Source organism: Streptomyces sp. NBC_01506 (genome assembly GCF_045040295.1).
In the GTDB taxonomy this organism is placed as follows: domain Bacteria; phylum Actinomycetota; class Actinomycetes; order Streptomycetales; family Streptomycetaceae; genus Streptomyces.
In genome coordinates this window covers 1,398,835-1,421,104 of sequence record NZ_CP109422.1, presented here as the reverse complement: position 1 = coordinate 1,421,104, position 22,270 = coordinate 1,398,835, and the positions used below count along the sequence as shown (strand labels likewise).

The window sequence follows — 22,270 nt, the reverse complement described above, 5'->3', positions numbered from 1 at the left end:
AGAACCGCCCGCCCGGGGGACGCGGGTTACGCCGGCTGTGCCGGTCGGCGTAACGAGCCGCCCAACTCGGCGGCCAGGCGCGACGTCCTCAGCCCAGCGCCGTCGTGAGGTATTTCGCCGTCGCGGGATCGGCCGGCAGGAACGTCTCGATCGCCAGCTCGGCGACCGTCACGTCCATCGGTGTGTTGAACGTCGAGATGGACGACAGGAAGGTCAGGACCTGCCCCCCGTGCTCGATCCGCAGCGGCAGGGCGAAGGTCCCCAGCTCGAAGGCCGCTGCCTCGTGGGGGTCCGCCGCCCCGTACGGCTCCTCGTCCACCCCCGCCGGAGGCGGATACGCGGCGACCTCCTCGTACAGCGCGCGCAGCTCGTCGGAGCGGGCGAGCGCGATCTGCCGGTTCATCTGGTGCAGCAGATGCTGCCGCCACTGCCGGAAATTGCGGATACGCGGCGCCGCGCCTTCCGGATGGAGGATGACCCGCATCGCGTTCACCGGCTCCACCAGCAGATGCTCGGGCACGCCCTCCAGGATCAGGGCGAGTCCCCGATTGGCCGCCACCACCGAGTACGTTCCGTCCACGACGAGCGCGGGATACGGCTCGTACCCCCGCAGCAGCCGCTCCAGCCCCTCCCGCACCACCGCCATCGACGGGTCGTCGAGCGCGGTCTCGGTGAACCTCGGGGCGTAACCGGCCGCCAGCAGCAGGGTGTTGCGCTCCCGCACCGGTACGCACAGATGCTCCGACAGCCGCAGGATCATCTCCTCGCTCGGCCGGGCCCGGCCCGTCTCGACAAAGCTGATGTGGCGCGCGGAGGAGTCGGCGCGCAGTGCCAGCTCCAACTGGCTGATCCGGCGCTGTTCGCGCCAGCCTCTGAGGAGCGGTCCGACCCCGGTCCGCGACGCAGGAGATGTCATACGTGGACGGTAGCCGGGCCGGGACGGGGCCCGCTGCGGGGCCGGTGTTCTGCGGGCTCCTCCCAGGTGGGGCAATCTGGTTGCAAAGGGGCAGAACACGGTCGTGTCCGGTGAGGAGTGCCATGCGTAACGAACTACTGACAGAACTGGCGCAGCAGCTCAGGGTCGACTCGGTCCGGGTCGCCGACCTGGCGGGTTCCGGACATCCGACCTCGTCCATGTCCGCGGCGGATCTCGCCGCCGTACTGCTGGCCAACCACCTCACGTACGACTTCGACCAGCCCGACCACCCGGGGAACGACCGGCTGATCTTCTCCAAGGGCCACGCGTCGCCCCTGCTGTACTCCATGTTTCTCGCGGCCGGTGCCATCGAGGAGTCCGAGTTCCGCACCTACCGCCGGGAGGGCAGCCGGCTCGAAGGCCATCCCACGCCCCGGCTCCCCTGGGTGGACGTCGCGACCGGCTCGCTCGGGCAGGGCCTGCCGGTGGGCGTCGGCATGGCGCTCGCCGGGCAGCGGCTGGGCAAGGTCCCGTCCCGGGTCTGGGTGCTCTGCGGTGACAGCGAGATGGCCGAGGGGTCGATCTGGGAGGCCGCCGAGCACGCCGGATACGCGGGTCTCGACTCGCTGACGATGATCGTCGACGTGAACCGGCTGGGCCAGCGCGGCCCCACCCGCCACGGCCACGACCTCGGCGCGTACACCCGCAGGCTGCACGCCTTCGGCTGGCACACCATCGAGGTCGACGGCCATGACATCGGCGCGATCGACGCGGCCTTCAACGAGGCGCGCTCCACCATGGGTGAGCCCACGGCGATCGTCGCGGCCACCAAGAAGGGCCGGGGCGTCGCCGCCGTGGAGGACAAGGAGGGCATGCACGGCAAGCCCCTGCCCGACGCGGCGAGCGCCATCGAGGAGCTGGGCGGCCGGCGCAATCTGCGGGTCGAGGTGCGCAAGCCCGACCCGGCGGCCACCGAGCCGCGGCTGGAGGTCGGCCATCTGAATCTGCCGCGCTTCGACGTGGGCGACGCGATCGCGACCCGTGACGCGTACGGCCAGGCGCTGACGGCGCTCGGCTCCGCGCGCGGCGACATCGTGGCGCTCGACGGCGAGGTCGGCGACTCGACCCGTACCGAGTTCTTCTCCAAGGAGCACCCCGAGCGGTACTTCGAGCTGTACATCGCGGAGCAGCAGTTGGTGGCCGCCGCCGTCGGTATGCAGGCGGTCGGGCAGATCCCGTACGCCTCCACCTTCGCGGCGTTCTTGACCCGGGCCCACGACTTCCTGCGGATGGCCACGGTCAGCCGGGCGTCGATCAGCGTCGTCGGCTCGCACGCGGGCGTGTCCATCGGCGCGGACGGGCCCTCCCAGATGGGCCTCGAAGACCTCGCCATGTTCCGTGCCCTGCACGGCAGTACGGTGCTCCAGCCGTGCGACGCGAACCAGACGACCCGGCTCGTCGCCGCGATGGCCGAGCTGGAGGGCGTCAGCTATCTGCGCACCATGCGCGCGAAGACACCGGTCATCTACGGCCCCGACGAGCAGTTCCCGGTCGGCGGCAGCAAGGTGCTGCGGCACTCCATCGACGACCGGATGACGCTCGTCGGCTCCGGGATCACCGTCCACGAGTGCCTCAAGGCGGCCGACCTGCTGGCCGCCGAGGGGATCACGGTACGGGTCATCGACATGTACTCGGTGAAGCCGGCCGACGAGGTCACCGTCCAGGCCGCCGCGGCCGACACCGGCTGTCTGATCACGGTGGAGGACCACCACCCGCAGGGCGGTCTCGGCGACGCCGTCGCGGAGGTGTTCTCGGACGGGCGGCCGGCTCCTCGGCTGGTGCGGCTCGGCGTACGGAACATGCCCGGGTCCGCCACCGCCGACCAGCAGTTGCGCGCCGCCGGCATCGACGCCGACTCGATCGCCGCCGCGGTGAAGCTCCTGACGGGCACGGCCGTGGTGCGCTGACGGCCAAGGCGGCCGGGCCCCCACGCGTCCCGGCGGCCGGGCACCGGACACGGAGCGTGCGTGCCGGGCGTCGCGCGCCAGACGGGATTTGTCAGACACGGCCTGGGCCCGGTCGTCCGGGCCGACTTCGGAATCGGGAGACGAGCATGCTTCTGCCGGACAAGGCCCGGCTCGCCCAGCTTCTGCGCCGTTACCGGACCTGGGAGCAGTTGGTCCTCCAGGAGCCGCACAACTCGGTGCGCCGGCGACGGCTGGACGACGCCGCGTACACCCTGTGCGTGCTGATGGGGCACCGCACCGCGCATGAGGCGATCCGCGCGGCGGAGTCGTATCTCGGCAGAAGCCATCGGGGCGCGCAGGCGCGTAAAGCGGCGGACGTACGGGACGCGGCTCGGGCCCGCAGGGCCGCCCAGGCACACAAGGCGGCTCAGGCGCGCGAGGCGACCGGGCTCTGAGGCGCCGGCGAATTCTGAAGACCCCACCGACCCCACCCACCCGACCTACCCGACCCACCCGACCGACCCCACCGACAGCAACGCCGACCCCGCCGACATCAACAGCAGCCGGAAAGAAAGGGCGTGAACGGGCATGGCCGAATTCCTCACCGACATCGAGACGATTCGCGAGCGCGCGCGTATGGAGATCGAGAAAGGCCCGGTGACGGACGCCTACGGGGCGGATGCCGGACGCGTCATCCAGGTCCTGAACGAGGCGCTGGCCACCGAGATCGTCTGCACCCTGCGCTACAAGAGGCACTACTACACGGCGACGGGGCTGTACGCCGAGCCGGTCGCCGCCGAATTCCTGGAGCACGCGGGGGAGGAGGAGGAACACGCGGACAAGCTGGCCGAGCGGATCGTACAGCTCGGCGGCGAACCCGACTTCAACCCGGACACCCTCACCAAGCGCGCGCACGCGGAGTACGACGCCAGCTCCGACCTGATCGAGATGATCAAGGAGGATCTGGTCGCCGAGCGGGTGGCCATCGCGGCGTACACGGAGATCGCGCAGTGGCTGGGGGACGGTGACCCCACCACGCGCCGGGTCTTCGAGGATCTGCTCGCGCAGGAGGAGGAGCACGCGAACGACCTGCGGGGACTGCTGGAGCGGCTGCCGGGCAGCGCCAAGTCCTGACGGGCGCACCGGCGTTGTACGTGAAATCGCCGGACGGTCCGCGTCCGCGGTCCGTCCGGCGATTCGTCTGCGAAGCGGTGGGTCAGTTCCCCACGGCGCGGCGCTTGCGCGCGGCCCACGTGATGCCCGCACCCGCGACGAGTATGACGGCCGCGGCGCCCGCGATCAGCGGCGTGGTGCTGGAGGAACCCGTCTCGGCGAGGTCGTCACCGGCGGGGCTCGGCTGCGACGACGGCACGGCCGCCGCGTCGGTCGGCTCGGTCGTCTCCGTCTCCGGCTCCGGCTCCTCGACCGGCGGCGGAGTGGTCTCGGGCTCCTCCGGCGGCGTCTGGGGCGGCGTGGTCTCGGGCTCGGTGCCTTCGCAGACCGGCGCGGTCTTGGTGTCGTCGAGCGAACCGTCGTTGCCCGAACCGTCCACGACCACCAGATGGAGGGTCAGTTTCTCGGTGTGCTCGGGCAGTTCGATCTTCTTGTGGAACTCGCCACCGAACTTCTCGGTGGACAGCAGGTCCTTGCCGTCGACCGTCAGGGTCACCGTGTTCTCTTTGTCGGCGGTGTAGTTGACGAGATCGACGCTCACCTCCGAGCAGGTCACGGCCCAGGCCGGGGTGTGCGCCACCGCCGGGGCGACGAAGAGGCCGACGCCGAGCGCACCCGCCGCCGCGACCGTCACGAGCGCCCCGGGGCGTCGCCACGATCTGTTGAATACAGTCACTGAAATCCTCCGCGGGAACTGCGCCGGCCAGGATGGCGGCGCGCGCGCACAGTACCGCCATTCGGGCCCGACTCCGCACGCGCCCCTACTGACTTGACCGTCCCATGGGCCTGTTGTGCCCGAAATCGATACGCCCGCCACATTGCTCGCTCCGGGCCCCTTGCCGCGCCCTTGTCTCGTTTGTAACTTGGCGCAGATGCTTCGCAGGAAGCGCTTTCTGCGGGGCCGCGGTCGTACCGTCCGAGCCGTACCGTCCGAGCCGATGAGGTGAGCGGGATGCCCAAGCCCGGAACAACAGGCAGAAGGAGACTGGCCATTGCGGCGGGGGTGCTGCTGATGGCGCTTCTCGTGCCACCGGCCGCCGCGCGTGAGGACGGGCCGATCGCCGATCCGCTGCCCGATCCGACACTCTCCGAAATTGGCCTGGTTCTTGACGAGTTCTCGACCCTTCCCAAGTCCGAACCGGTGCCGCCGCCGACCGACGAACGGCTCAAGCGCTGGGCCCGGATCAACTTCGTCGGCGAAGTCCCGGACAGTACGGGCAGGTTGTACGTCCCCGATCTCAACGGCAAGCTGTATCTGCTGAACAGGGCGGGTACGCCCACCGAGTATCTGGACGTCGGCGCGGCCTTCGGCGCCGACTTCTGGTCCCATCAGGGGCTCGGCAGCGGCTTCGGATTCGTCGCGTTCCACCCGCGGTTCGCCGACAACGGCAGGTTCTACACCGTCCACACCGAGGCCCGAGGCGCCCTCACCAAGCGCCCGGACCTGCCTTCCGGCGGAGTCACGGTCGTCCACAGCGTCATCACCGAGTGGACCGCCGACGACCCGGCCGCCGCGACCTTCGCCGGCTCGCGCCGCGAGGTGATGCGGCTCGGCTTCCAGGGCACGGTCCACGACATCCAGGAGATCAACTTCAACCCCAACGCCCGCCCCGGCGACGAGGATTACGGGCTGCTCTACATCGCGGCCGGCGACGGCGGGGCCGGCTGGCGCAGTTCGGTGCCGCAGGATCTGTACGTACCGCAGGGCAAGATCCTGCGCATCGACCCGCGCGGTCACAACGGCCCCGGCGGCAAGTACGGGATACCGGCCACCAATCCCTTCACGCACCGGCAGTACGTGCTCGGCGAGATCTACGCGTACGGCTTCCGTGACCCGCACCGGTTCAGTTGGGACTCCGGCGGCAGCGGTCAGATGTTCGTCGGGAACATCGGGGAGCACCGGATCGAGTCCGTCTACGACGTCAGGGCCGGTGACAACCTCGGCTGGAGCGACCGCGAGGGCCCCTTCGAGTACCGCAAGGAGGGAAACCCGACCTGTGGTGTCTACCAACTCCCGGACGACGACGAGCAGTACGGCTACACCTATCCGGTCGCGGCCTTCGACCACGTACCGCCGCCGGCCACACCGTGCGCCGACAGCGGCAACGCGCTGATCGGCGGCTTCGTCTACCGGGGCGCGGAGATCCCTCAGTTGCGGGGCAAGTACGTCTACGGCGAAGGCGTCGGCGGCCGGATCTTCTACTCCGACGTGGCGGACATGCGCCGTGGCGGGCCGCTCGCGAAGGTCCACCAGTTCAAGGTCCTCGACACGGCGGGCGCGCCGACCTCCATGGCGGAACTGGCCGGGGACGAGCGGGTCGACCTGCGCTTCGGCACGGACCGCGCGGGTGAGCTGTATGTGCTCGCGAAGGCCAACGGGAAGATCTGGAAGGTCACCGATGCGCGCTGACACACACGGGCGGCGTCGCCTCGCGCCGGCCCTGGCTCTCGCCCTCGCCTCGACGCTCCTGGTCACGGCGTTCGCCCCGGCGGACAGACCGTCGGACAGACCGTCGGACAGACCGTCGGACAGACCGTCGGACAGAGCGGCGGACGGACCTTCGGACCGGGCCGCCGGTGCGCCCTCCCGCGTACCGCGCCCGGTCGCCGCGTACGACTTCGAGCACCCCGTCCCCGGTGACCCGGCCCGTGAGCGGGACCGGGGCCGCTCGGGAACCACGATCGAACTCGTCAACGGCGGCGCCCAGGCGCGGGTGAGGGACGACGAGCGGGACGGCCGTGTGCTGCGTACGCGACAGGTCTCGCCCGCGACGGCGAGCGCCGACGACTGGAAGGCGGGCGTGTACGGCCCGCAGGGGGTGCCGACCCTGCACGCGTTCAACGGGGCACGGCAGACCACCGTCATGGGCTGGTTCAAGATGACCGGTGAGAATCCCGCGCCCAACTCCAACACCCCTGATCCGAACGACCGTTACAACGCGATCGGCCTCGCCGGAATCCTCTCGGGCACCTCGCAGGGACACGACGTACGCGCGCTGCTCGAACTCATCACGGTCGAGGGGGAGATGAAGGTCGTCGCCCTCGGCCGCCGGTTGGACGGCGGGAGTTCACAGACGTTCGCCGCCGACACCGACTGGCGGCGGATCCTGCCGCCCGACACCTGGGTGTCGCTCGCCGCGACGTTCGACTTCGACACCGGCACGATGGCGCTGTACCGCGACGGCCGCCCGCTGCCCGGCCGGCACATCGTGGCCGGCGACCCGTGGGCGGTCCAGGGGCCACCGGAACCCGACACCGCTTCGCCCACCGATCCGCGCGGCATCAAGATCGGCGGCAGCTATCCGCAGAACACCCAGGAGGGCAATCCCTGCGACTGCCGGATGGACGACCTGATGTTCTTCGACCGGGCGCTCACGCCCACGGAGATCATGTCGCAGTACCGGCGCACGCGAGGATAATGGGCTGACGGGGGACGAAACGCCACAGTTCGGAGCCGAACGTGAGCCGTCCAAGCCGTGGAAACCGTCCGAGCCGTCCAAGCCGTCCAAGCCGTGTGCGCGGCGCGATGCGCGCACACGGTGCGGTCCGCGCCGCGCACCGCGCACGGGCCGCGCACCGCGCTCGCGGTGCGAGCCGTCCCAGCGGTGCGGGGGGTCCAGGCCGTCCGCGCGTTGTCGTCGTGGGAGCCGGTTTCGCCGGTTTCCAGGCCGCCCGTACGCTCTCCCGGCAGGTGGGGGACGAAGCCGAGATCGTCGTGCTCAACCCGACCGACTACTTCCTCTACCTGCCGCTGCTGCCCCAGGTCGCCGCCGGGATCCTGGAGCCGCGCCGGGTGACCGTCTCCCTGCCCGGCTCACTGCCGCGCGTACGCCTCGTACTCGGCGAGGCCGACCACATCGACATGGCGGAACGGCTCGTGCGGTACACCGGCCCCGAGGGCGTCCCCGGCGAGCTGACGTACGACCGGCTCGTCCTCGCCGTCGGCAGCGTCAACAAACTGCTGCCGATCCCCGGCGTCGCCGAGTGCGCCCACGGCCTCCGGGGCCTGCCCGAGGCCCTGTACCTGCGGGACCACGTCACCCGCCAGATCGAACTCGCCGCCACCGGCGACCGCGCCGAGCACGCGGCGCGCACCACCTTCGTGGTGGTCGGCGCGGGCTACACCGGCACCGAGGTCGCCGCCCAGGGCAAGCTGTTCACCGACGCGCTGGTCCGCGGGCAGCCCGGCGCGGAACGCGGACCCGCCCCGCGCTGGCTGCTCCTCGACGTCGCGCCCAGGATCCTGCCCGAACTGGACCACAGGCTCTCCGACACCGCCGACCATGTCCTGCGCGGGCGCGGCGTGGACGTCCGCACCGGCACGTCCGTCACCGAGGCCACCGCGAAGGGCGTCCAGCTCGACGACGGGGAGTTCGTCGAGACGCGGACCCTCGTCTGGTGCGTCGGTGTCCGGCCCGATCCGCTGGTCAGCGAGGTCGGACTGGCCGTGGAACGGGGCAGGCTGCTGGTCGACGCGCGGCTGAACGTGCCCGGACACCCCGAGGTCTTCGCCTGCGGTGACGCCGCCGCCGTCCCCGACCTGACCACACCGGGGGCCTACACGCCCATGACCGCGCAGCACGCGACCCGCCAGGGCAGGGTGGCCGCCCACAACGTGGCCGCGTCCCTCGGACACGGGGAGGCACGGGCGTACGCGCACCACGATCTCGGCTTCGTCGTCGACCTCGGCGGGGTCAAGGCCGCGGCCAACCCGCTCGGGGTACCGCTCTCCGGTCCGCTCGCCGCGGCCGTCACCCGCGGCTACCATCTGGCGGCCATGCCGGGGAACCGGATACGGGTCGCGGCGGACTGGATACTGGACACGGTGCTGCCCCGGCAGTCCGTACAGCTCGGGCTCGTACGCTCGTACACCGTGCCGCTCGACACCGCGTCTCCGGAACTGGGGAGGGTCCCCGGCGGACCCCGTAAGGAGTGACCCATGGCGAAGGACTCGCTGACACCGCAGGAGATTGAGGACCGGCTCGCGGCGCTGCCCGAGTGGTCCGTGGAGGACGGCAAGCTCACCCGTAGCTACCGGCTCGCCGACCACTTCGCCGCGACGGCGATGGTCGTGCACGTCGCGCACATCCAGCAGGAGCTGAACCATCACTCCGATCTCACCCTCGGCTACAACACCGTCGATCTGGCGGTGAACTCGCACGACGTGGGCGGCATCACGGACCGTGACTTCGACCTGGCCGCGCGGGTCGAGGAGATCGCGCCCACGCACGGCGCGAGCTGAGAGGCAGCGGGCGGCGGGCAGCGGGGAGCGGGGAGCGGGGAGCGGGCGGCGTTACGGCGACACGGCCTGTGGTCCGCCCTCCGTCGCGGCGCAACTAACCTGGCCGGTATGGACGCACTCGCCGGACTGCTCGACGGACCCCGTGCCCGGGGGGCCTTCCTGCTGCGCATGGTGATGGAACCGCCGTGGTCCGTACGGATCGAGGACCGCGCCCCGCTGTGTCTGATGTGTGTCACGCGCGGCGAAGCCTGGATCGTCCACGACTCGGGCACGGCGCCCGTCGTGCTGCGCCCCGGCGACATCGCGATCGTGCGGGGGCCGGAGGCGTACACCGTCACCGACGCTCCCGGCAGCACGCCGCAGGCCGTCATCGGCCCTGGCAGTACCTGCCACACCCTGCACGGCGAACCGCTCGCGCAGTCCATGAAGCTGGGCGTACGGACCTGGGGCAACGCCCTCGACGGGTCCTCGACGATGCTCGTCGGCACCTACCGGATGGACGGCGAGGTCAGCCGGCGGCTGCTCGACGCACTGCCGGACGTGCTCCATCTGCCCGTCGACGCCTGGGACTGTCCGCTGCTGCCCGTCCTGGACGACGAGATCTCACGGGACGACCCCGGCCAGAGCGTCGTCCTCGACCGGGTGCTCGACCTGCTGCTGATCGCCGTGCTGCGGACCTGGTTCTCCCGCCCGGACGCGGCGACGCCCGGTTGGTACCGGGCCATGGGCGACCCGGTGGTCGGCCAGGCGCTGCGGCTGCTCCACAACGAGCCGGCCCACCCCTGGACCGTGGCGTCGCTCGCCGCGAAGTGCGGCGTCTCGCGCGCGGCGCTCGCCCGCCGCTTCACCGCGCTGGTGGGGGAGTCCCCGATGGCGTATCTCGCCGACTGGCGGCTCTCGTTGGCCGCCGACCGACTGCGCGAGACGGACGCCACGGTCGAATCGATCGCCCGACAGGTGGGCTACGGCGGCTCGTTCGCGCTGAGCGCGGCGTTCAAGCGGGTACGGGGCATCAGCCCGCAGGAACACCGGACGGGCCACGGCGCCGGCGGCCCGTCCGGCGATTGAGGACGGTGCGCGGCCCTCAGCCTTCCGCCCTCAGCCGTCGAACGCGTCCGGGTCCAGGCCCAGCCGGGTCCCGGAGTCCAGCGCGGCGAGCGCCGCCAGGTCCTCCGCGTCCAGTTCGAAGCCGAACGGATCGAAGTTCTCCTTGATCCGCGACGGGGTCACGGACTTCGGGATCACCACATGGCCGAGCTGAAGGTGCCAGCGCAGCACGGTCTGCGCGGCCGTCCTCCCGTGCTTGCGGGCGATCGCCAGCACCGTCGGGACCTCCAGCAGCCCCTTGCCGGACCCCAGCGGCGACCAGGCTTCGGTCACGATGCCGTGCTCGGCGTCGAAGCCGCGTACCTCGGCCTGCTGGAACTGCGGGTGCAGCTCCACCTGGTTGACGGCGGGCACGACCGACGTCTCGGCCAGCAGCCGCCGCAGATGCGCGGGCTGGAAGTTGGACACGCCGATCGCCCTGGCCCGGCCGGTCCCGGCGATCTCCTCGAACGCGCGCCAGATGGTGAGGTAGTCGTCGCGCACGGCGCGCGGCCAGTGGATCAGATACAGGTCGACATGGTCGAGACCGAGCTTCGACAGCGAGGTGTCGAGCGCACGCAGGACACTGTCGCGCGTCCAGGTCTCGTTCTTGCCGTTCCACAACTTGGTGGTGACGAAGAGGTCTTCACGGGCGATCCCGGAGGCGGCGACGGCCTTGCCCGTGCCCTCCTCGTTCCGGTAGACGGCCGCCGTGTCGATGCTGCGGTAGCCGGTCTCCAGGGCCGTACTCACCGCCCGCGCCGCCTCGTCGTCGGGGACCTGCCAGACGCCGAAGCCCAGTTGGGGCATTTCGACGCCGTTGTTGAGGGTGAGGGAGGGGACCTTACTCACGTGCGGTGGATCCTTACGTCGTCGGTCGATCGTCGGGGGCACAACGTACGAGGGCGCGCGGGCATTCCCACCGTTCAGCGGTAGAGCGCGTCCACCTCGACCGTGTACGCCGCCTCGATCGCCTTGCGCTTGAGCTTCAGCGACGGCGTCAGCAGCCCCTGCTCCTCGCTGAAGGGATGCGCCAGTATCCGGAACGTACGGATCGACTCGGCCTGCGACACCAGCGTGTTGGCCGCCACCACCGCCCGCCGGACCTCCAGCTCCAGATCCGGATCGCGCACCAGGTCCACCGGCCGCAGCGGCCCCTTGCCCCGTATCGCGAGCCAGTGGTCCACGGCCTCCTGGTCGATGGTGACCAGGGCGGCGATGTACGGCCGGTCGTTGCCGACCACGATGCACTGGGCGACCAGCGGATGCGCCCGTACGCGCTCCTCCAGGCCGGCCGGCGACACGCTCTTGCCGCCCGACGTCACCAGGATCTCCTTCTTGCGCCCGGTGATGGTCAGATAGCCGTCCTCGTCGAGCGCGCCCAGGTCGCCCGTGGCGAGCCAGCCGTCGCGCAGGACGGCGTCGGTGGCCTTCGGATCGTTCAGATAGCCCGAGAAGACATGGTCGCCGTGCAGCCACACCTCGCCGTCCTTGGCGATATGCACCGTGGTCCCCGGAATGGGCTGGCCGACCGTCCCGTACCGGGTGCGCTCCGGCGGGTTGGCGGTCGCCGCCGCGCTGGACTCCGTCAGGCCGTACCCCTCGAAGACCGTGACACCGGCACCCTCGAAGAACAGCCCGAGCCGCCGGTCCATGCCCGAGCCGCCCGACATCGCGTGCCGCACCCGGCCGCCCATCGCGTGGCGCACCTTGGAGTACACGGCCTTCTCGAAGAACTGGTGCTGGATCCGCAGCCCCGCCGACGGGCCGGGGCCGATCCCGAACGCCTTGTGCTCCATCGCCTCCGCGTGCTTGACCGCCACGTCCACGGCCTTGTCGAAGGGCCCCGTCTTTCCCTCGCGCTCCGCCTTGCGGCGGGCGGCGTGGAAGATCTTCTCGAAGATGTACGGCACGGCCAGGATGAAGCTCGGCCGGAACTCGGCCAGATCCGGCAGCAGTTCACTCGCCCGCATCACCGGCTGGTGGCCGAGCTTCACCCGCCCCCGGATCGCCGCGATCTCGACCATGCGGCCGAAGACGTGCGCGAGGGGCAGAAAGAGCAGGGTCGACGCCTCGTCGCCGCGCTTGGAGTGGAAGACCGGCTCCCAGCGGCCGATCATCGTGTCCGTCTCGAACATGAAGTTCGCGTGCGTGATCACGCAGCCCTTGGGGCGGCCGGTGGTGCCCGAGGTGTAGATCACCGTGGCCGTCGAGTTGGGTGTCACCGCCCGGCGGTGCCGGTGCACCACGTCGTCGTCGATGTCGACGCCCGCCGCGTTCAGTTCGGCGACCGCGCCGGCGTCGAGCTGCCACAGTTGCTTCAGGCGGGGGAGCCGGTCGATCACCGAGCCCACGGTCATCGCGTGGTCCTCGTGCTCGACCACGCAGGCCGACACCTCGGCGTCGTACAGCATCCAGTAGACCTGCTCGGCGGACGACGTCGGATAGACGGGCACGGACTGGGCGCCGACCGACCACAGCGCGAAGTCGAAGACGGTCCACTCGTAGCGGGTACGGCACATGATCGCGACACGGTCACCGAACCGGACGCCACGTGCCAGCAGCCCCTTCGCCAGGGCCAGCACCTCGTCACGGAATCCGGCCGAACTCACGTCCCGCCAGGCGCCGTCGGGGCCTTTGCGGCCGAGCGCGACGCGGTCGGGATCATTCAGCGCATGATCGAATACGACGTCCGCCAGCCCACCCACATGGGGCGCAGACGCCATGGGACGGACAGTGAACTCGCGCAATGACCTGCTCCTTGTGGCGCTCCGCACGGCGCCGTGACGCTACCCCAAGGCGCGATCCGGCGGCAGGGAGCGGGCTCAAGTGGTATCTCGTCGCATCACTCCAGGTCAGAGGCCGGAAGAAAGATCCGGCGACAGGCTGGGGAGGAGCTTCTGACCGAAGAGTAAGTAAGCCTGGGGGGAATCTCCACCGAATCTGTACGGCGTGATTACGCCCCGCGCGGGGACCGGGGGGCTGGCCTGTACCAGCGCACCCGCACGGTCTCCCGCGCCCGTCCAAGTTACGAGGCGACGACGTCGATGACGTTGATGACCACGTGTTGGTTGCTGACAATGTAGGAGATCAACCCGCCGGTGACCTGCTTCCTGCGAGGGGGTTGCCCTCGGCGTCGAAGGCGCTTCCATCGGCATCCCAGAACACGAGGCTGTCGTCGCCTTTGCTGTGGGTGCGCCGCACGAGGTCCTCGACCTCGTCCAGGTAGCCCGGTGTGGCACAGGCGCAGGCATGCGGATGCCATTTGGCAACCACCGCGTGAATGCCGTCCTGATCGAAATCGGCGGCTGCGCTGAGGAATTCCTGTTCGAAGCTCTGCAACCACTCCGGCTTCCGAGCGAGCGCGGCCCGGATCGCGCCAGGTGTTCGCTCGCAGGAATCCAGATCGACCTTCAACGGCATGACCAACTCCTTGTTCTCCGCGCTCGATGGCAAGGGCGGCGATCCGATGGTACGTGTCGGCCCGACCGATAAGTACTGTGCGTGGTCGAGTGATTGGCGGTGCGTGACGAACGGCGAGGTTGCCACGCACCGCGCCCGTACTCACTCTCAGCGCGCGTCGGCAGGACGGTGCAGCCGGTCGCCGCCCGCCAGGATCGCGGCGGCGAGCGCGTCAGCCGGGCTGCGGTCGGATTTTCCCGCCCCGCCCGCGCGACGCCCGTGCCCGCTGCGCCGTCCGTGCAGCAGGACGAAGTCGACGTCGCCCAGCTCCGGCAGCGCCGCGCGGGCCGGTACCGGCACCAGGCCGGGAGGGATCAGGCCACGGGTGTGCGCCATCACGCCGAGCCCCGCCCGTGCCGCCGCGATCAGCCCGCTCAGGCTCGCGCTCGTACACGCGATGCGCCACGCGCGGCCGTCCGCCTCCAGCACCTCCAGCGCGCGGGCGCGCGTGATGCCCGGCGCCGGGAACAGGATCAGCGGCACCGGGCGCTCGGGGTCGATCCGCAGATGCGGCGCCCCGATCCAGGTGAGCGTGGACTGCCACACCAGCTCGCCGTGCGTGTCGCCGCCCCGGCGCTTGGCCAGCACCAGATCCAGCTCGCCGGCCGCCAGCCGCTCGTGCAGCGTGCCGGACAGTTCGACGGTGAGCTCCAGATCGACCTCGGGGTGGTCGGTGCGGAACGCCTGAAGGATCTCGGGCAGCCGCGTCAGGACGAAGTCCTCGGACGCGCCGAAACGGAGCCTGCCCCGCAGCCGGGTCCCGGAGAAGTACTCCGCGGCCCGCTCGTGCGCCGCGAGGATCGTCCGGGCGAAGCCCAGCATGGCTTCGCCGTCCTCGGTCAGCTCCACGCTGTGCGTGTCCCGCGTGAAGAGTTGCCGGTCCCCGGCCGCCGCCTCCAGGCGCCGTACGTGCTGGCTGACCGTCGACTGCCGCACGTCCAGCCGCCGGGCGGCCTGCGTGAAGCTCAGGGTCTGTGCCACGGCCAGAAAGGTGCGGAGCTGGGCGGGGTCGTACATACGGCCCAGGGTAGCTTCCGTCATCGCGGAACGTGATCACAGTCAGAGCCGTATGCGGGATTCCCGATCAAGCTCGGACCCTGGACGATGGAGAGCGCGCGATCCGTCCCGGAACACGGAACAAGATCCAGCGCGCAGAGCACAGGCAAGAACCAGTGGAGCACATGAACCGCCGCACCTCGCCCCGCCGTCCCCGCCTCTCCCGCCGTCCCCGGGCGTCGGGGTCCCCGTCCCGGTTCGCGCGCCGGCCGTCCTGGCGGCTGCCGATCGACCCGTACATCGTCGCCCTCCTCGCCACCGTCGGCCTCGCGGCGCTGCTGCCCGCGTCCGGCACCACGGCGGACGTCGCCGGCGGCGCGACGACCGGCGCGGTCGCGCTCCTGTTCTTCCTGTACGGCGCCCGGCTCTCGACCCGCGAGGCGCTGGACGGCCTCAAGAGCTGGCGGCTCCATCTGACCGTCCTGGCCTGTACGTTCCTGGTGTTTCCGCTGCTGGGGCTGGCGGCGCGCGGACTCGTGCCCTTCGTCCTGACACCGGAGCTGTACAACGGTCTGCTGTTCCTCTGCCTGGTGCCCTCGACGATCCAGTCGTCCATCGCCTTCACCTCCATGGCACGCGGCAACGTCCCCGCGGCGATCTGCGCCGGATCCTTCTCCAGCATCGCGGGCATCGTGGTGACGCCGCTGCTCGCCGCCCTCCTGCTCGGCGGCGGAGCGAACGGGTTCTCGCCCGACTCGCTGCTGCGGATCGTGGCGCAGTTGCTGCTGCCTTTCGTGGCGGGGCAGTTGCTACGGCGCTGGGTCGGCGGGTTCCTCGCCCGGCACCGCACACTGCTGGGCAGGGTGGACCGCGGATCGATCCTGCTGGTCGTCTATACGGCCTTCAGCCAGGGCATGGTCGCCGGGGTCTGGCACCGGGTGACTCCGGGGCGGCTCGGTGCGCTGTTCGCGGTCGAGGTGGTGCTGCTCGCGGCGATGCTGACGGTGAGCTGGTACGGGGCGCGGCGGCTGGGCTTCGGCAGGGCGGACCGGGTGGCGATCCAGTTCGCCGGGTCGAAGAAGTCGCTGGCGGCCGGGCTGCCGATGGCCAGCGTGCTGTTCGGCGCGCAGGCGAGCCTGGCGGTGCTGCCGCTGATGCTGTTCCACATGCTGCAACTGGTGGTCTGCGCGATGATCGCGAAGCGCCGTTCGCGAGACCCGCTCCCCGATGACGCTCTGTCCGACGATCTGTTGGCGGACAAAGCGACGCCGGTCCGCGCGGGGCTTGGCGCCGGGCAGTGACCCGGACCCCGACGCCCGGCGAGTGAGCCGAAGGGGCGCGTCGGTGTCGAAAGGGAGAGCGCGCGCAGGCCCCGAGGAACGAGGGGCCGAGCACGGTCGACCGTCGACACCGACTCAAAGCGCCCCGGAGGCGAACCGAGCCCCCAAAAAAAGGGGGGAGGGACCCGGCCGGCGCAGGGGGCGCTCCCCGCCGGCCGGGGCCTTGTCCCGTGTATCCCGTGCCGCGGCAGCGCGTCACACCTCGCTGTGGAGGGCGATGCGGTCGTCGCCGGCATACACGTTCATGGAGGGGCCGCGGAGGAAACCGACCAGGGTCAGCCCGGTCTCCGCGGCGAGGTCGACGGCGAGTGACGACGGTGCGGAGACCGCCGCCAGGACCGGAATTCCGGCCATCACCGCCTTCTGGGCGAGTTCGAACGACGCCCGCCCCGACACCAGCAGGATCACTCGTGACAGCGGCAGCAGCCCCTGCTGCAACGCCCGTCCGACAAGCTTGTCGACCGCGTTGTGGCGGCCCACGTCCTCCCGGATGTCGAGGAGTTCACCCTTCTCGGAGAACAGGGCCGCCGCGTGCAGACCCCCGGTCCGGTCGAAGACCTGCTGTGCCGCCCGCAACCGGTCGGGGAGGAGGGAGAGCAGAGCCGGTTCGACGCGGACCGGGGGAGTGTCGGCGATCGGGAAGCGCGCCGTGGTGCGTACGGCGTCGAGGCTGGCCTTGCCGCACAGGCCGCACGAGGACGTGGTGTAGACGTTGCGTTCCAGCGTGATGTCCGGCATCGGGACGCCGGGCGCGAGCTGGACGTCCACCACGTTGTACGTGTTGCTTCCGTCGTCCGTCGCCCCGGCGCAGTACACGATCGACCGGACGTCGTCGGCCGAGCCGAGGACGCCCTCGCTGACCAGGAATCCGGCGGCGAGCGCGAAGTCGTCTCCCGGGGTGCGCATGGTGATGGCGAGCGGCTTGCCGTTCAGCCGGATCTCCATCGGCTCCTCGGCGACCAGGGTGTCGGGGCGGGTGGTGACCGCTCCCTCCCTGATGCGGATCGTGCGGCGGCGCTCGGTGACGCGTCCCACGGTGATCCTCCCTTCTGCTGGTGCTGCCGGAATTGCCGGTACTGCCGGTGCTGCCGGTGCTCGTGCTGTCAGTGCTGCTGCGCGTGCTGGTAGCCGAAGCGACCCTTGATGCACAGATTGCCGTGGGTCACCGGGTTGTCGTGCGGTGAGGTGACCTTGACGATCTCATTCTCCTGCACGTGCAGGGTGAGGTTGCAGCCGACACCGCAGTACGCGCAGATCGTCGTGGTCTCCGTCTGGGCCGACTCGTCCCAGGTGCCGGCCTCGCGCATGTCGAACTCCGACTTGAAGCTGAGCGCCCCCGTCGGGCAGACCTCGATGCAGTTTCCGCAGTAGACGCACGCCGATTCGGGCAGCGCCACGGCGTGCTCCGTGGAGATACGGGCGTCGAAGCCGCGGCCGGCGACGGAGATGGCGAAGGTGTTCTGCCACTGCTCGCCGCACGCGTCCACGCACTTGTAGCAGAGGATGCATTTGTCGAGGTCCCGGACGTAGAGATCGTTGTCGATCTTCGGCGTCTCGTTCACCCGGGCCGCGTCGGGCCCGAACCGGTCGGGCTTCGCCTCGTACTCCTTGATCCACTCGGCCGCGCGCGGTGTCGTGGACAGGTCCGTGGACGACGCGAGCAGTTCCAGGACGACCTTGCGGCTGGTCCGGGCGCGCTCGGAGTCCGTACTGACCTTCATCCCGGCCTCCGCCTTGCGTGAGCAGGCCGGCGCCAGCGTACGGGCGCCCTCCACCTCCACCACGCACACGCGGCACGCGTTCTTCGGGGTGAGCGTGTCGCCCTCGCAGAGCGTCGGGATGTCCTTGCCGGCGGCCCGGCAGGCGTCCAGGATCGTGGCGCCCTCGGGGACCCGGGTGGGCTCGCCGTCGAGCGTGAACTCAAGCAGACGGCGCGGCAGTTGAAGAGGAATAGCGGTCACTTGAAAGCCCCCAGACGATCGATGGCGGACTCGACGGCGTTCCACGCGGTCTGTCCGAGACCGCAGATGGAGGCGTCGCGCATGGTCTGGCCGACCTCGCGCAGCAGCGCGACGTCGTCCGAGGCCGCGGCGCCCGTACGGTCCTTGATGCGGTGCAGCGCCTCCTCCTGGCGGACGGTGCCGACCCGGCAGGGCACGCACTGACCGCAGGACTCGTCGCGGAAGAACTCGGCGATGCGCAGCAGTGTCCTGGGCAGGGCGACGGTGTCGTCCATGACCAGGATCACGCCGGAGCCCAGGGTGGTGCCCGCGGCCCTGGTGCCCTCGAAGGTGAGCGGGATGTCCCGCTCGTCGGGCCGTACGAAACCGCCCGCCGCGCCGCCGAGCAGGATCGCCTTGATCTCGGTCGGTGTGCCCGCGAGATCGAGCAGTTCGCCCAGTGTGGCGCCGAACGGCAGCTCGTAGATACCGGGCCGTTCGACATTGCCCGAGACGCAGAACAGCTTGGGTCCGGTGGAGTTCTCGGTGCCGATCGCCGCGTACGCCTCGGCGCCCATCGTCAGGATGGGCAGCACGTTGATCAGCGTCTCGACGTTGTTGGCCGCCGTGGGTTTGCCGAACAGCCCCTTCTCCACCGGGAACGGCGGCTTGGAGCGCGGTTCGCCCCGGAAGCCCTCGATCGAGTTGAAGAGGGCCGTCTCCTCGCCGCAGATGTAGGCGCCGGCGCCCCGGCGGATCTCGATGTCGAAGGCGTAGCCCTGGCCGAGTACGTCGTCGCCGAGGAATCCGCGCAGCCGGGCCTGGGTGAGGGCGTTCTCCAGCCGGTGCAGGGCGCGCGGGTACTCGCCGCGCAGATAGAGATAGCCGACATGGGCGCCGGTGGCGTAACCGGCGATCGTCATGGACTCGATCAGGGCGAACGGGTCGCCCTCCATGATCACCCGGTCCTTGAAGGTGCCGGGCTCCGATTCGTCGGCGTTGCAGACCAGATAGTGCGGCCGGGCGGGCTGGGACGCGGTGGCCTGCCACTTGCGCCCGGTGGGGAAGGCCGCGCCGCCCCGGCCGAGCAGCCCGGAGTCGGTGACCTCCCGGATCACTCCGGCCGGTCCGATGTCGAACGCCCGCCGCAGGGCGGCGTATCCGCCGTGCGACCGGTAGTCGTCGATGCTGTACGGGTCGACGACGCCGACCCGTTGGAGCAGCAGCAGGCCGTCCTGTCCGGCCTGCGGTACGGCCAGTGCGGCGGACGGCTCCTCGGGGGCGTCCTCGGGAGCCGTGGCGGCCTCGACCAGTGTGTCGACGGTGGCCGGCGCGATGACGGCGAACGCCTGCCGCCGGGGGGCGGGTTCGGCCGACGAGCCGTTGGCGTGCGCCCGCAGGGGCGTGACCACCGCGCCGTTCGGCGCGTCGGCCGCGCCGAGATCCGCCCGGATGGGGGTGACGTCGGCGCCGCCGCCGTCTACCTCCGTTTTCGCCGTGTCCTGCTGCCGGACCACGTCCTTGAGCCTCGGGTCGCGCTGCGCGGGCACGGTGTCGGACGGGGTGCCCGCCTGCAACACCAGTGCCGCCGGGGCCCGTTCGCACAGCCCCAGACACGGGCTCGACTGCCAGACGAGTCCGTCGGCGGCCGAGCCCGCCGCGCCGATCCGTTCCTCCAGGTCCGCGCAGACCTTCGCGGATCCCTTCGCCGCGCACGCCAGGTCGGTGCAGACGTGCAGCACCTTGGCGGGCCGGGGCTTGACCGCGAACATGGCGTAGAACGTGGCCACGCCGTACGCCTCCGCCGGCGGCACCGTGAGCCGCCGGCACAGATAGGCGAGCGCGCCCTCGCTGATCCAGCCCACGCGGTCGTTGACGGCGTGCAACCCCGGCAACAGCAGGTCGCGCCGTTCGCGTGCCTCGCGACCTCCACGGGCCCAGCGCAGATCCGCGTCCGAGCGGTCTTCCGCGCCTTCCCACGCCGACGTCGCGGGACCGAGCAGCGAGTCGACCGCCGCGCGCTCCTCGTCCGTCGGTTTGCTGTCACCGAAGTGCAGGTCCACTGATTCTCAGCTCCTCGCTGCTGTCGCGGACATCTGAGTCACGCTCGCGGGCAACTTCTCGATCCGGATGGCCGACGCCTTGAACTCGGCGGTGCCGGCGATCGGGCAGTTCGCCTCGATCGTCAGTTGGTTGGTGTCCACCTCGTCCGGGAAATGCATGGTCATGAACGCCAGTCCGGGACGCAGCCCGGGGTCGATCCATACCGGTGCCTGCACCGTGCCGCGCCGTGAGGAGATCCGGACCTCCTCGCCGACCTCGACCCCGTACGACTCGGCGTCCTCCGGGCACAGCTCCAGATACTCGCCGCGCCGCAGCGGGGAGGCGAAACTCCCGCTCTGCACACCGGTGTTGTACGAGTCGAGGCGGCGCCCGGTGGTCAGCCTGATCGGGTACTGATCATCCGTCAGATCCACCGGCGGGTCGTGCTTCACGATGCCGAACGGGGCGAGCCTGCCGCGCTTGGCGGGGTCCGCGTCCCACAACCTGCCGTGCAGATAGGTGGGTTCGATCCGCTCGGTGTCGGGGCACGGCCACTGGATGCCCTGGTGCTCGGCCAGCCGGTCGTACGTCATCCCGAAGTGGTCGGGGGACAGGGCCCGCAGCTCGTTCCAGACGGTCTCCGCGTCCGCGAACTTCCAGTCGTACCCGAGCCGGCCCGCGATGTCGCAGATGATGTCGATGTCCTCGCGCGCCTCGCCCGGCGGGGTGAGCGCCTTGCGTACGCGCTGGACCCGGCGCTCACTGTTGGTGGTGGTGCCGTCCGTCTCGCACCAGGCGGCCGTGGCGGGCAGGACGACGTCCGCCAGCTCGGCCGTCTTGGTGAGGAAGATGTCCTGCACCACGAGGCAGTCGAGCGCCTTGAGCCGGTCCATGGCCTGCTCGCTGTCGGCCTCGGACTGGGCCGGGTTCTCACCGATGCAGTAGACGGCCTTGAGGTCGCCGGTCTCCATCGCCTCGAACATGTCGGTCAGGTTGAGGCCGTAGTGGGGCTGGATCACGGTGTCCCACGCGGTCTCGAACTTCCGCCGTACATCCGTCTCCAGGATGTCCTGGAAGCCCGGCAGCCGGTTGGGGATGGCCCCCATGTCGCCGCCGCCCTGCACGTTGTTCTGGCCGCGCAGCGGCTGGACCCCGGAGCCGTAGCGTCCGACGTGCCCGGTGAGCAGCGACAGGTTGATCAGCGCCCGGACGTTGTCCGTGCCGTTGTGGTGCTCGGTGATGCCGAGCGTCCAGCACAACTGGGCCCGCTCGGCGCGGGCGTAGGCGTGGGCGAGATCGCGGATCGCGGCGGCGGGTACGCCCGTCACCTTCTCCGCCACCGTGAGGGTCCACGGCTCGACCTCGGCCGCGTACTCCTCGAAGCCGGTGGTGGCCTGCTCGACGAACGCCTTGTTGTGCAGACCGGCATGGATGATCTCGCGGCCGACCGCGTGGGCGAGCGGGATGTCCGTGCCGACGTTGAGCCCCAGCCAGCTCTCGGCCCATTCGGCCGTGGTGGTGCGGCGGGGGTCGACGGCGTACATCCGGGCACCGTTCCTGATGCCCTTGAGGACATGCTGGAAGAAGATCGGGTGCGCGAAGCGGGCGTTGGAGCCCCACATCACGATCAGATCGGTGTGCTCGACCTCCCCGTACGACGAGGTGCCACCGCCCGATCCGAAGGCCGCGGACAGGCCGGCGACACTCGGCGCGTGGCAGGTCCGGTTGCAGGAGTCGACGTTGTTGGTGCCCATCACCACGCGCGCGAACTTCTGCGCGACGTAGTTCATCTCGTTCGTGGCCCGTGCGCACGAGAACATGCCGAACGCGCCGCGCGCGGCACCCAGTCCCTCGGCCGCCCGGTCCAGTGCTTCCTCCCAGGTCGCCCGCCTCAGCGGGCCGCCCTTCTCGTCCCGCACCAGCGGGTGTTCGAGCCTGGCGTAGGTCTTCGGCGTACGATCCCGCCTTCTTGCGCTGCTTTTCACGCTGCGCTCCCTCATGAGTCATGGCTTGTGGCCGCGCCATTGCATACAGTATCCCGATGCGCCGCGGGAAGCGGAAGCCTTGCGTAGGGGTTTTGTGCGGGCCGGGTCCACGGGGTGGCC

The 22,270-nt window shown here is 70.6% G+C and carries 19 protein-coding genes; 9 read left to right on the top strand and 10 right to left on the bottom strand.

From position 1 onward, the window contains the following. Nucleotides 1-88: 88 nt before the first annotated feature. Nucleotides 89-916, bottom strand: a complete 828-nt coding sequence (locus OG329_RS05790; RefSeq protein ID WP_405793237.1) for a helix-turn-helix domain-containing protein — start codon at nucleotides 914-916, stop codon at nucleotides 89-91. Nucleotides 917-1,038: 122 nt separating this feature from the next. Between OG329_RS05790 and OG329_RS05785 the strand changes: the two genes are divergently transcribed. From OG329_RS05785 to OG329_RS05775, 3 genes are all read left to right on the top strand, one after another. Beyond that, a complete protein-coding gene (locus OG329_RS05785) occupies nucleotides 1,039-2,883 on the top strand; it encodes a transketolase (protein ID WP_405793236.1) in 1,845 nt (614 codons plus the stop codon). Nucleotides 2,884-3,029: 146 nt separating this feature from the next. Next, nucleotides 3,030-3,338, top strand: a complete 309-nt coding sequence (locus OG329_RS05780) for a DUF5133 domain-containing protein (protein WP_405793235.1) — start codon at nucleotides 3,030-3,032, stop codon at nucleotides 3,336-3,338. Nucleotides 3,339-3,471: 133 nt separating this feature from the next. After that, complete coding sequence (locus OG329_RS05775) at nucleotides 3,472-4,017, top strand: bacterioferritin (protein ID WP_405793234.1); 546 nt, start codon at nucleotides 3,472-3,474, stop codon at nucleotides 4,015-4,017. Between the two features lie 82 nt (nucleotides 4,018-4,099). Here OG329_RS05775 and OG329_RS05770 read toward each other — a convergent pair whose 3' ends face one another. Beyond that, nucleotides 4,100-4,732 (bottom strand): LAETG motif-containing sortase-dependent surface protein, encoded by a 633-nt coding sequence (locus OG329_RS05770; RefSeq protein WP_405793233.1) that lies wholly within the window; start codon nucleotides 4,730-4,732, stop codon nucleotides 4,100-4,102. A gap of 276 nt (nucleotides 4,733-5,008) precedes the next feature. On the opposite strand from OG329_RS05770, the gene OG329_RS05765 reads away from it, so the two are divergent. The 5 genes from OG329_RS05765 to OG329_RS05745 all read left to right on the top strand — a co-directional run bounded on the left by OG329_RS05765 (nucleotide 5,009) and on the right by OG329_RS05745 (nucleotide 10,366). Continuing rightward, entirely contained in the window at nucleotides 5,009-6,466 is a 1,458-nt protein-coding gene (locus OG329_RS05765; RefSeq protein ID WP_405793232.1) for a PQQ-dependent sugar dehydrogenase, read from the top strand. After that, nucleotides 6,456-7,475 (top strand): LamG-like jellyroll fold domain-containing protein, encoded by a 1,020-nt coding sequence (locus tag OG329_RS05760; protein ID WP_405793231.1) that lies wholly within the window; start codon nucleotides 6,456-6,458, stop codon nucleotides 7,473-7,475. The genes OG329_RS05765 and OG329_RS05760 overlap by 11 nt, the downstream gene beginning before the upstream one ends. Before the next feature lie 107 nt (nucleotides 7,476-7,582). After that, entirely contained in the window at nucleotides 7,583-8,992 is a 1,410-nt protein-coding gene (locus tag OG329_RS05755; protein ID WP_405793230.1) for an NAD(P)/FAD-dependent oxidoreductase, read from the top strand. Between the two features lie 3 nt (nucleotides 8,993-8,995). After that, nucleotides 8,996-9,298: a 4a-hydroxytetrahydrobiopterin dehydratase gene (locus OG329_RS05750; RefSeq protein WP_405793229.1), complete on the top strand. Its 303-nt coding sequence runs from the start codon at nucleotides 8,996-8,998 to the stop codon at nucleotides 9,296-9,298. A gap of 108 nt (nucleotides 9,299-9,406) precedes the next feature. Then, nucleotides 9,407-10,366 carry an AraC family transcriptional regulator gene (locus OG329_RS05745; protein WP_405793228.1) on the top strand — a complete coding sequence of 320 codons (960 nt, stop codon included), beginning with the start codon at nucleotides 9,407-9,409 and terminating at the stop codon, nucleotides 10,364-10,366. Nucleotides 10,367-10,396: 30 nt separating this feature from the next. On the opposite strand, the gene OG329_RS05740 is transcribed toward OG329_RS05745, so the two are convergent. From OG329_RS05740 to OG329_RS05725, 4 genes are all read right to left on the bottom strand, one after another. After that, nucleotides 10,397-11,236 (bottom strand): aldo/keto reductase, encoded by an 840-nt coding sequence (locus OG329_RS05740; RefSeq protein ID WP_405793227.1) that lies wholly within the window; start codon nucleotides 11,234-11,236, stop codon nucleotides 10,397-10,399. Nucleotides 11,237-11,310: 74 nt separating this feature from the next. After that, nucleotides 11,311-13,110, bottom strand: a complete 1,800-nt coding sequence (locus tag OG329_RS05735) for an AMP-dependent synthetase/ligase (protein WP_405793226.1) — start codon at nucleotides 13,108-13,110, stop codon at nucleotides 11,311-11,313. 364 nt (nucleotides 13,111-13,474) lie between these two features. After that, entirely contained in the window at nucleotides 13,475-13,807 is a 333-nt protein-coding gene (locus OG329_RS05730; protein ID WP_405793225.1) for a DUF6247 family protein, read from the bottom strand. A 147-nt stretch (nucleotides 13,808-13,954) separates the two neighbouring features. Continuing rightward, nucleotides 13,955-14,872 (bottom strand): LysR substrate-binding domain-containing protein, encoded by a 918-nt coding sequence (locus OG329_RS05725; RefSeq protein ID WP_405801664.1) that lies wholly within the window; start codon nucleotides 14,870-14,872, stop codon nucleotides 13,955-13,957. Nucleotides 14,873-15,123: 251 nt separating this feature from the next. On the opposite strand from OG329_RS05725, the gene OG329_RS05720 reads away from it, so the two are divergent. Further along, nucleotides 15,124-16,143 carry a bile acid:sodium symporter family protein gene (locus OG329_RS05720; RefSeq protein WP_405801663.1) on the top strand — a complete coding sequence of 340 codons (1,020 nt, stop codon included), beginning with the start codon at nucleotides 15,124-15,126 and terminating at the stop codon, nucleotides 16,141-16,143. A 234-nt stretch (nucleotides 16,144-16,377) separates the two neighbouring features. On the opposite strand, the gene fdhD is transcribed toward OG329_RS05720, so the two are convergent. The 4 genes from fdhD to OG329_RS05700 all read right to left on the bottom strand — a co-directional run bounded on the left by fdhD (nucleotide 16,378) and on the right by OG329_RS05700 (nucleotide 22,150). Further along, on the bottom strand, nucleotides 16,378-17,217 hold the full coding sequence (fdhD, locus tag OG329_RS05715; RefSeq protein WP_405793224.1) for a formate dehydrogenase accessory sulfurtransferase FdhD: 840 nt from the start codon (nucleotides 17,215-17,217) through the stop codon (nucleotides 16,378-16,380). A 68-nt stretch (nucleotides 17,218-17,285) separates the two neighbouring features. Beyond that, nucleotides 17,286-18,143, bottom strand: coding sequence for a 2Fe-2S iron-sulfur cluster-binding protein (locus OG329_RS05710; RefSeq protein ID WP_405793223.1), 858 nt, complete (start codon nucleotides 18,141-18,143; stop codon nucleotides 17,286-17,288). Further along, entirely contained in the window at nucleotides 18,140-20,185 is a 2,046-nt protein-coding gene (locus OG329_RS05705; RefSeq protein WP_405793222.1) for an NAD(P)H-dependent oxidoreductase subunit E, read from the bottom strand. Before OG329_RS05705 ends, OG329_RS05710 begins: the two co-directional genes overlap by 4 nt. Before the next feature lie 6 nt (nucleotides 20,186-20,191). Next, nucleotides 20,192-22,150, bottom strand: coding sequence for a molybdopterin oxidoreductase family protein (locus OG329_RS05700; RefSeq protein ID WP_405793221.1), 1,959 nt, complete (start codon nucleotides 22,148-22,150; stop codon nucleotides 20,192-20,194). Between the last annotated feature and the right edge of the window lie 120 nt (nucleotides 22,151-22,270).

Bases quoted from the DNA above. Each gene is read 5' to 3' on its own strand.
- OG329_RS05790 (WP_405793237.1), bottom strand. From the start codon at position 916: ATGACATCTCCTGCGTCGCGGACCGGGGTCGGACCGCTCCTCAGAGGC.
- OG329_RS05785 (WP_405793236.1), top strand. From the start codon at position 1,039: ATGCGTAACGAACTACTGACAGAACTGGCGCAGCAGCTCAGGGTCGAC.
- OG329_RS05780 (WP_405793235.1), top strand. From the start codon at position 3,030: ATGCTTCTGCCGGACAAGGCCCGGCTCGCCCAGCTTCTGCGCCGTTAC.
- OG329_RS05775 (WP_405793234.1), top strand. From the start codon at position 3,472: ATGGCCGAATTCCTCACCGACATCGAGACGATTCGCGAGCGCGCGCGT.
- OG329_RS05765 (WP_405793232.1), top strand. From the start codon at position 5,009: ATGCCCAAGCCCGGAACAACAGGCAGAAGGAGACTGGCCATTGCGGCG.
- OG329_RS05760 (WP_405793231.1), top strand. From the start codon at position 6,456: ATGCGCGCTGACACACACGGGCGGCGTCGCCTCGCGCCGGCCCTGGCT.
- OG329_RS05755 (WP_405793230.1), top strand. From the start codon at position 7,583: ATGCGCGCACACGGTGCGGTCCGCGCCGCGCACCGCGCACGGGCCGCG.
- OG329_RS05750 (WP_405793229.1), top strand. From the start codon at position 8,996: ATGGCGAAGGACTCGCTGACACCGCAGGAGATTGAGGACCGGCTCGCG.
- OG329_RS05745 (WP_405793228.1), top strand. From the start codon at position 9,407: ATGGACGCACTCGCCGGACTGCTCGACGGACCCCGTGCCCGGGGGGCC.
- OG329_RS05735 (WP_405793226.1), bottom strand. From the start codon at position 13,110: ATGGCGTCTGCGCCCCATGTGGGTGGGCTGGCGGACGTCGTATTCGAT.
- OG329_RS05730 (WP_405793225.1), bottom strand. From the start codon at position 13,807: ATGCCGTTGAAGGTCGATCTGGATTCCTGCGAGCGAACACCTGGCGCG.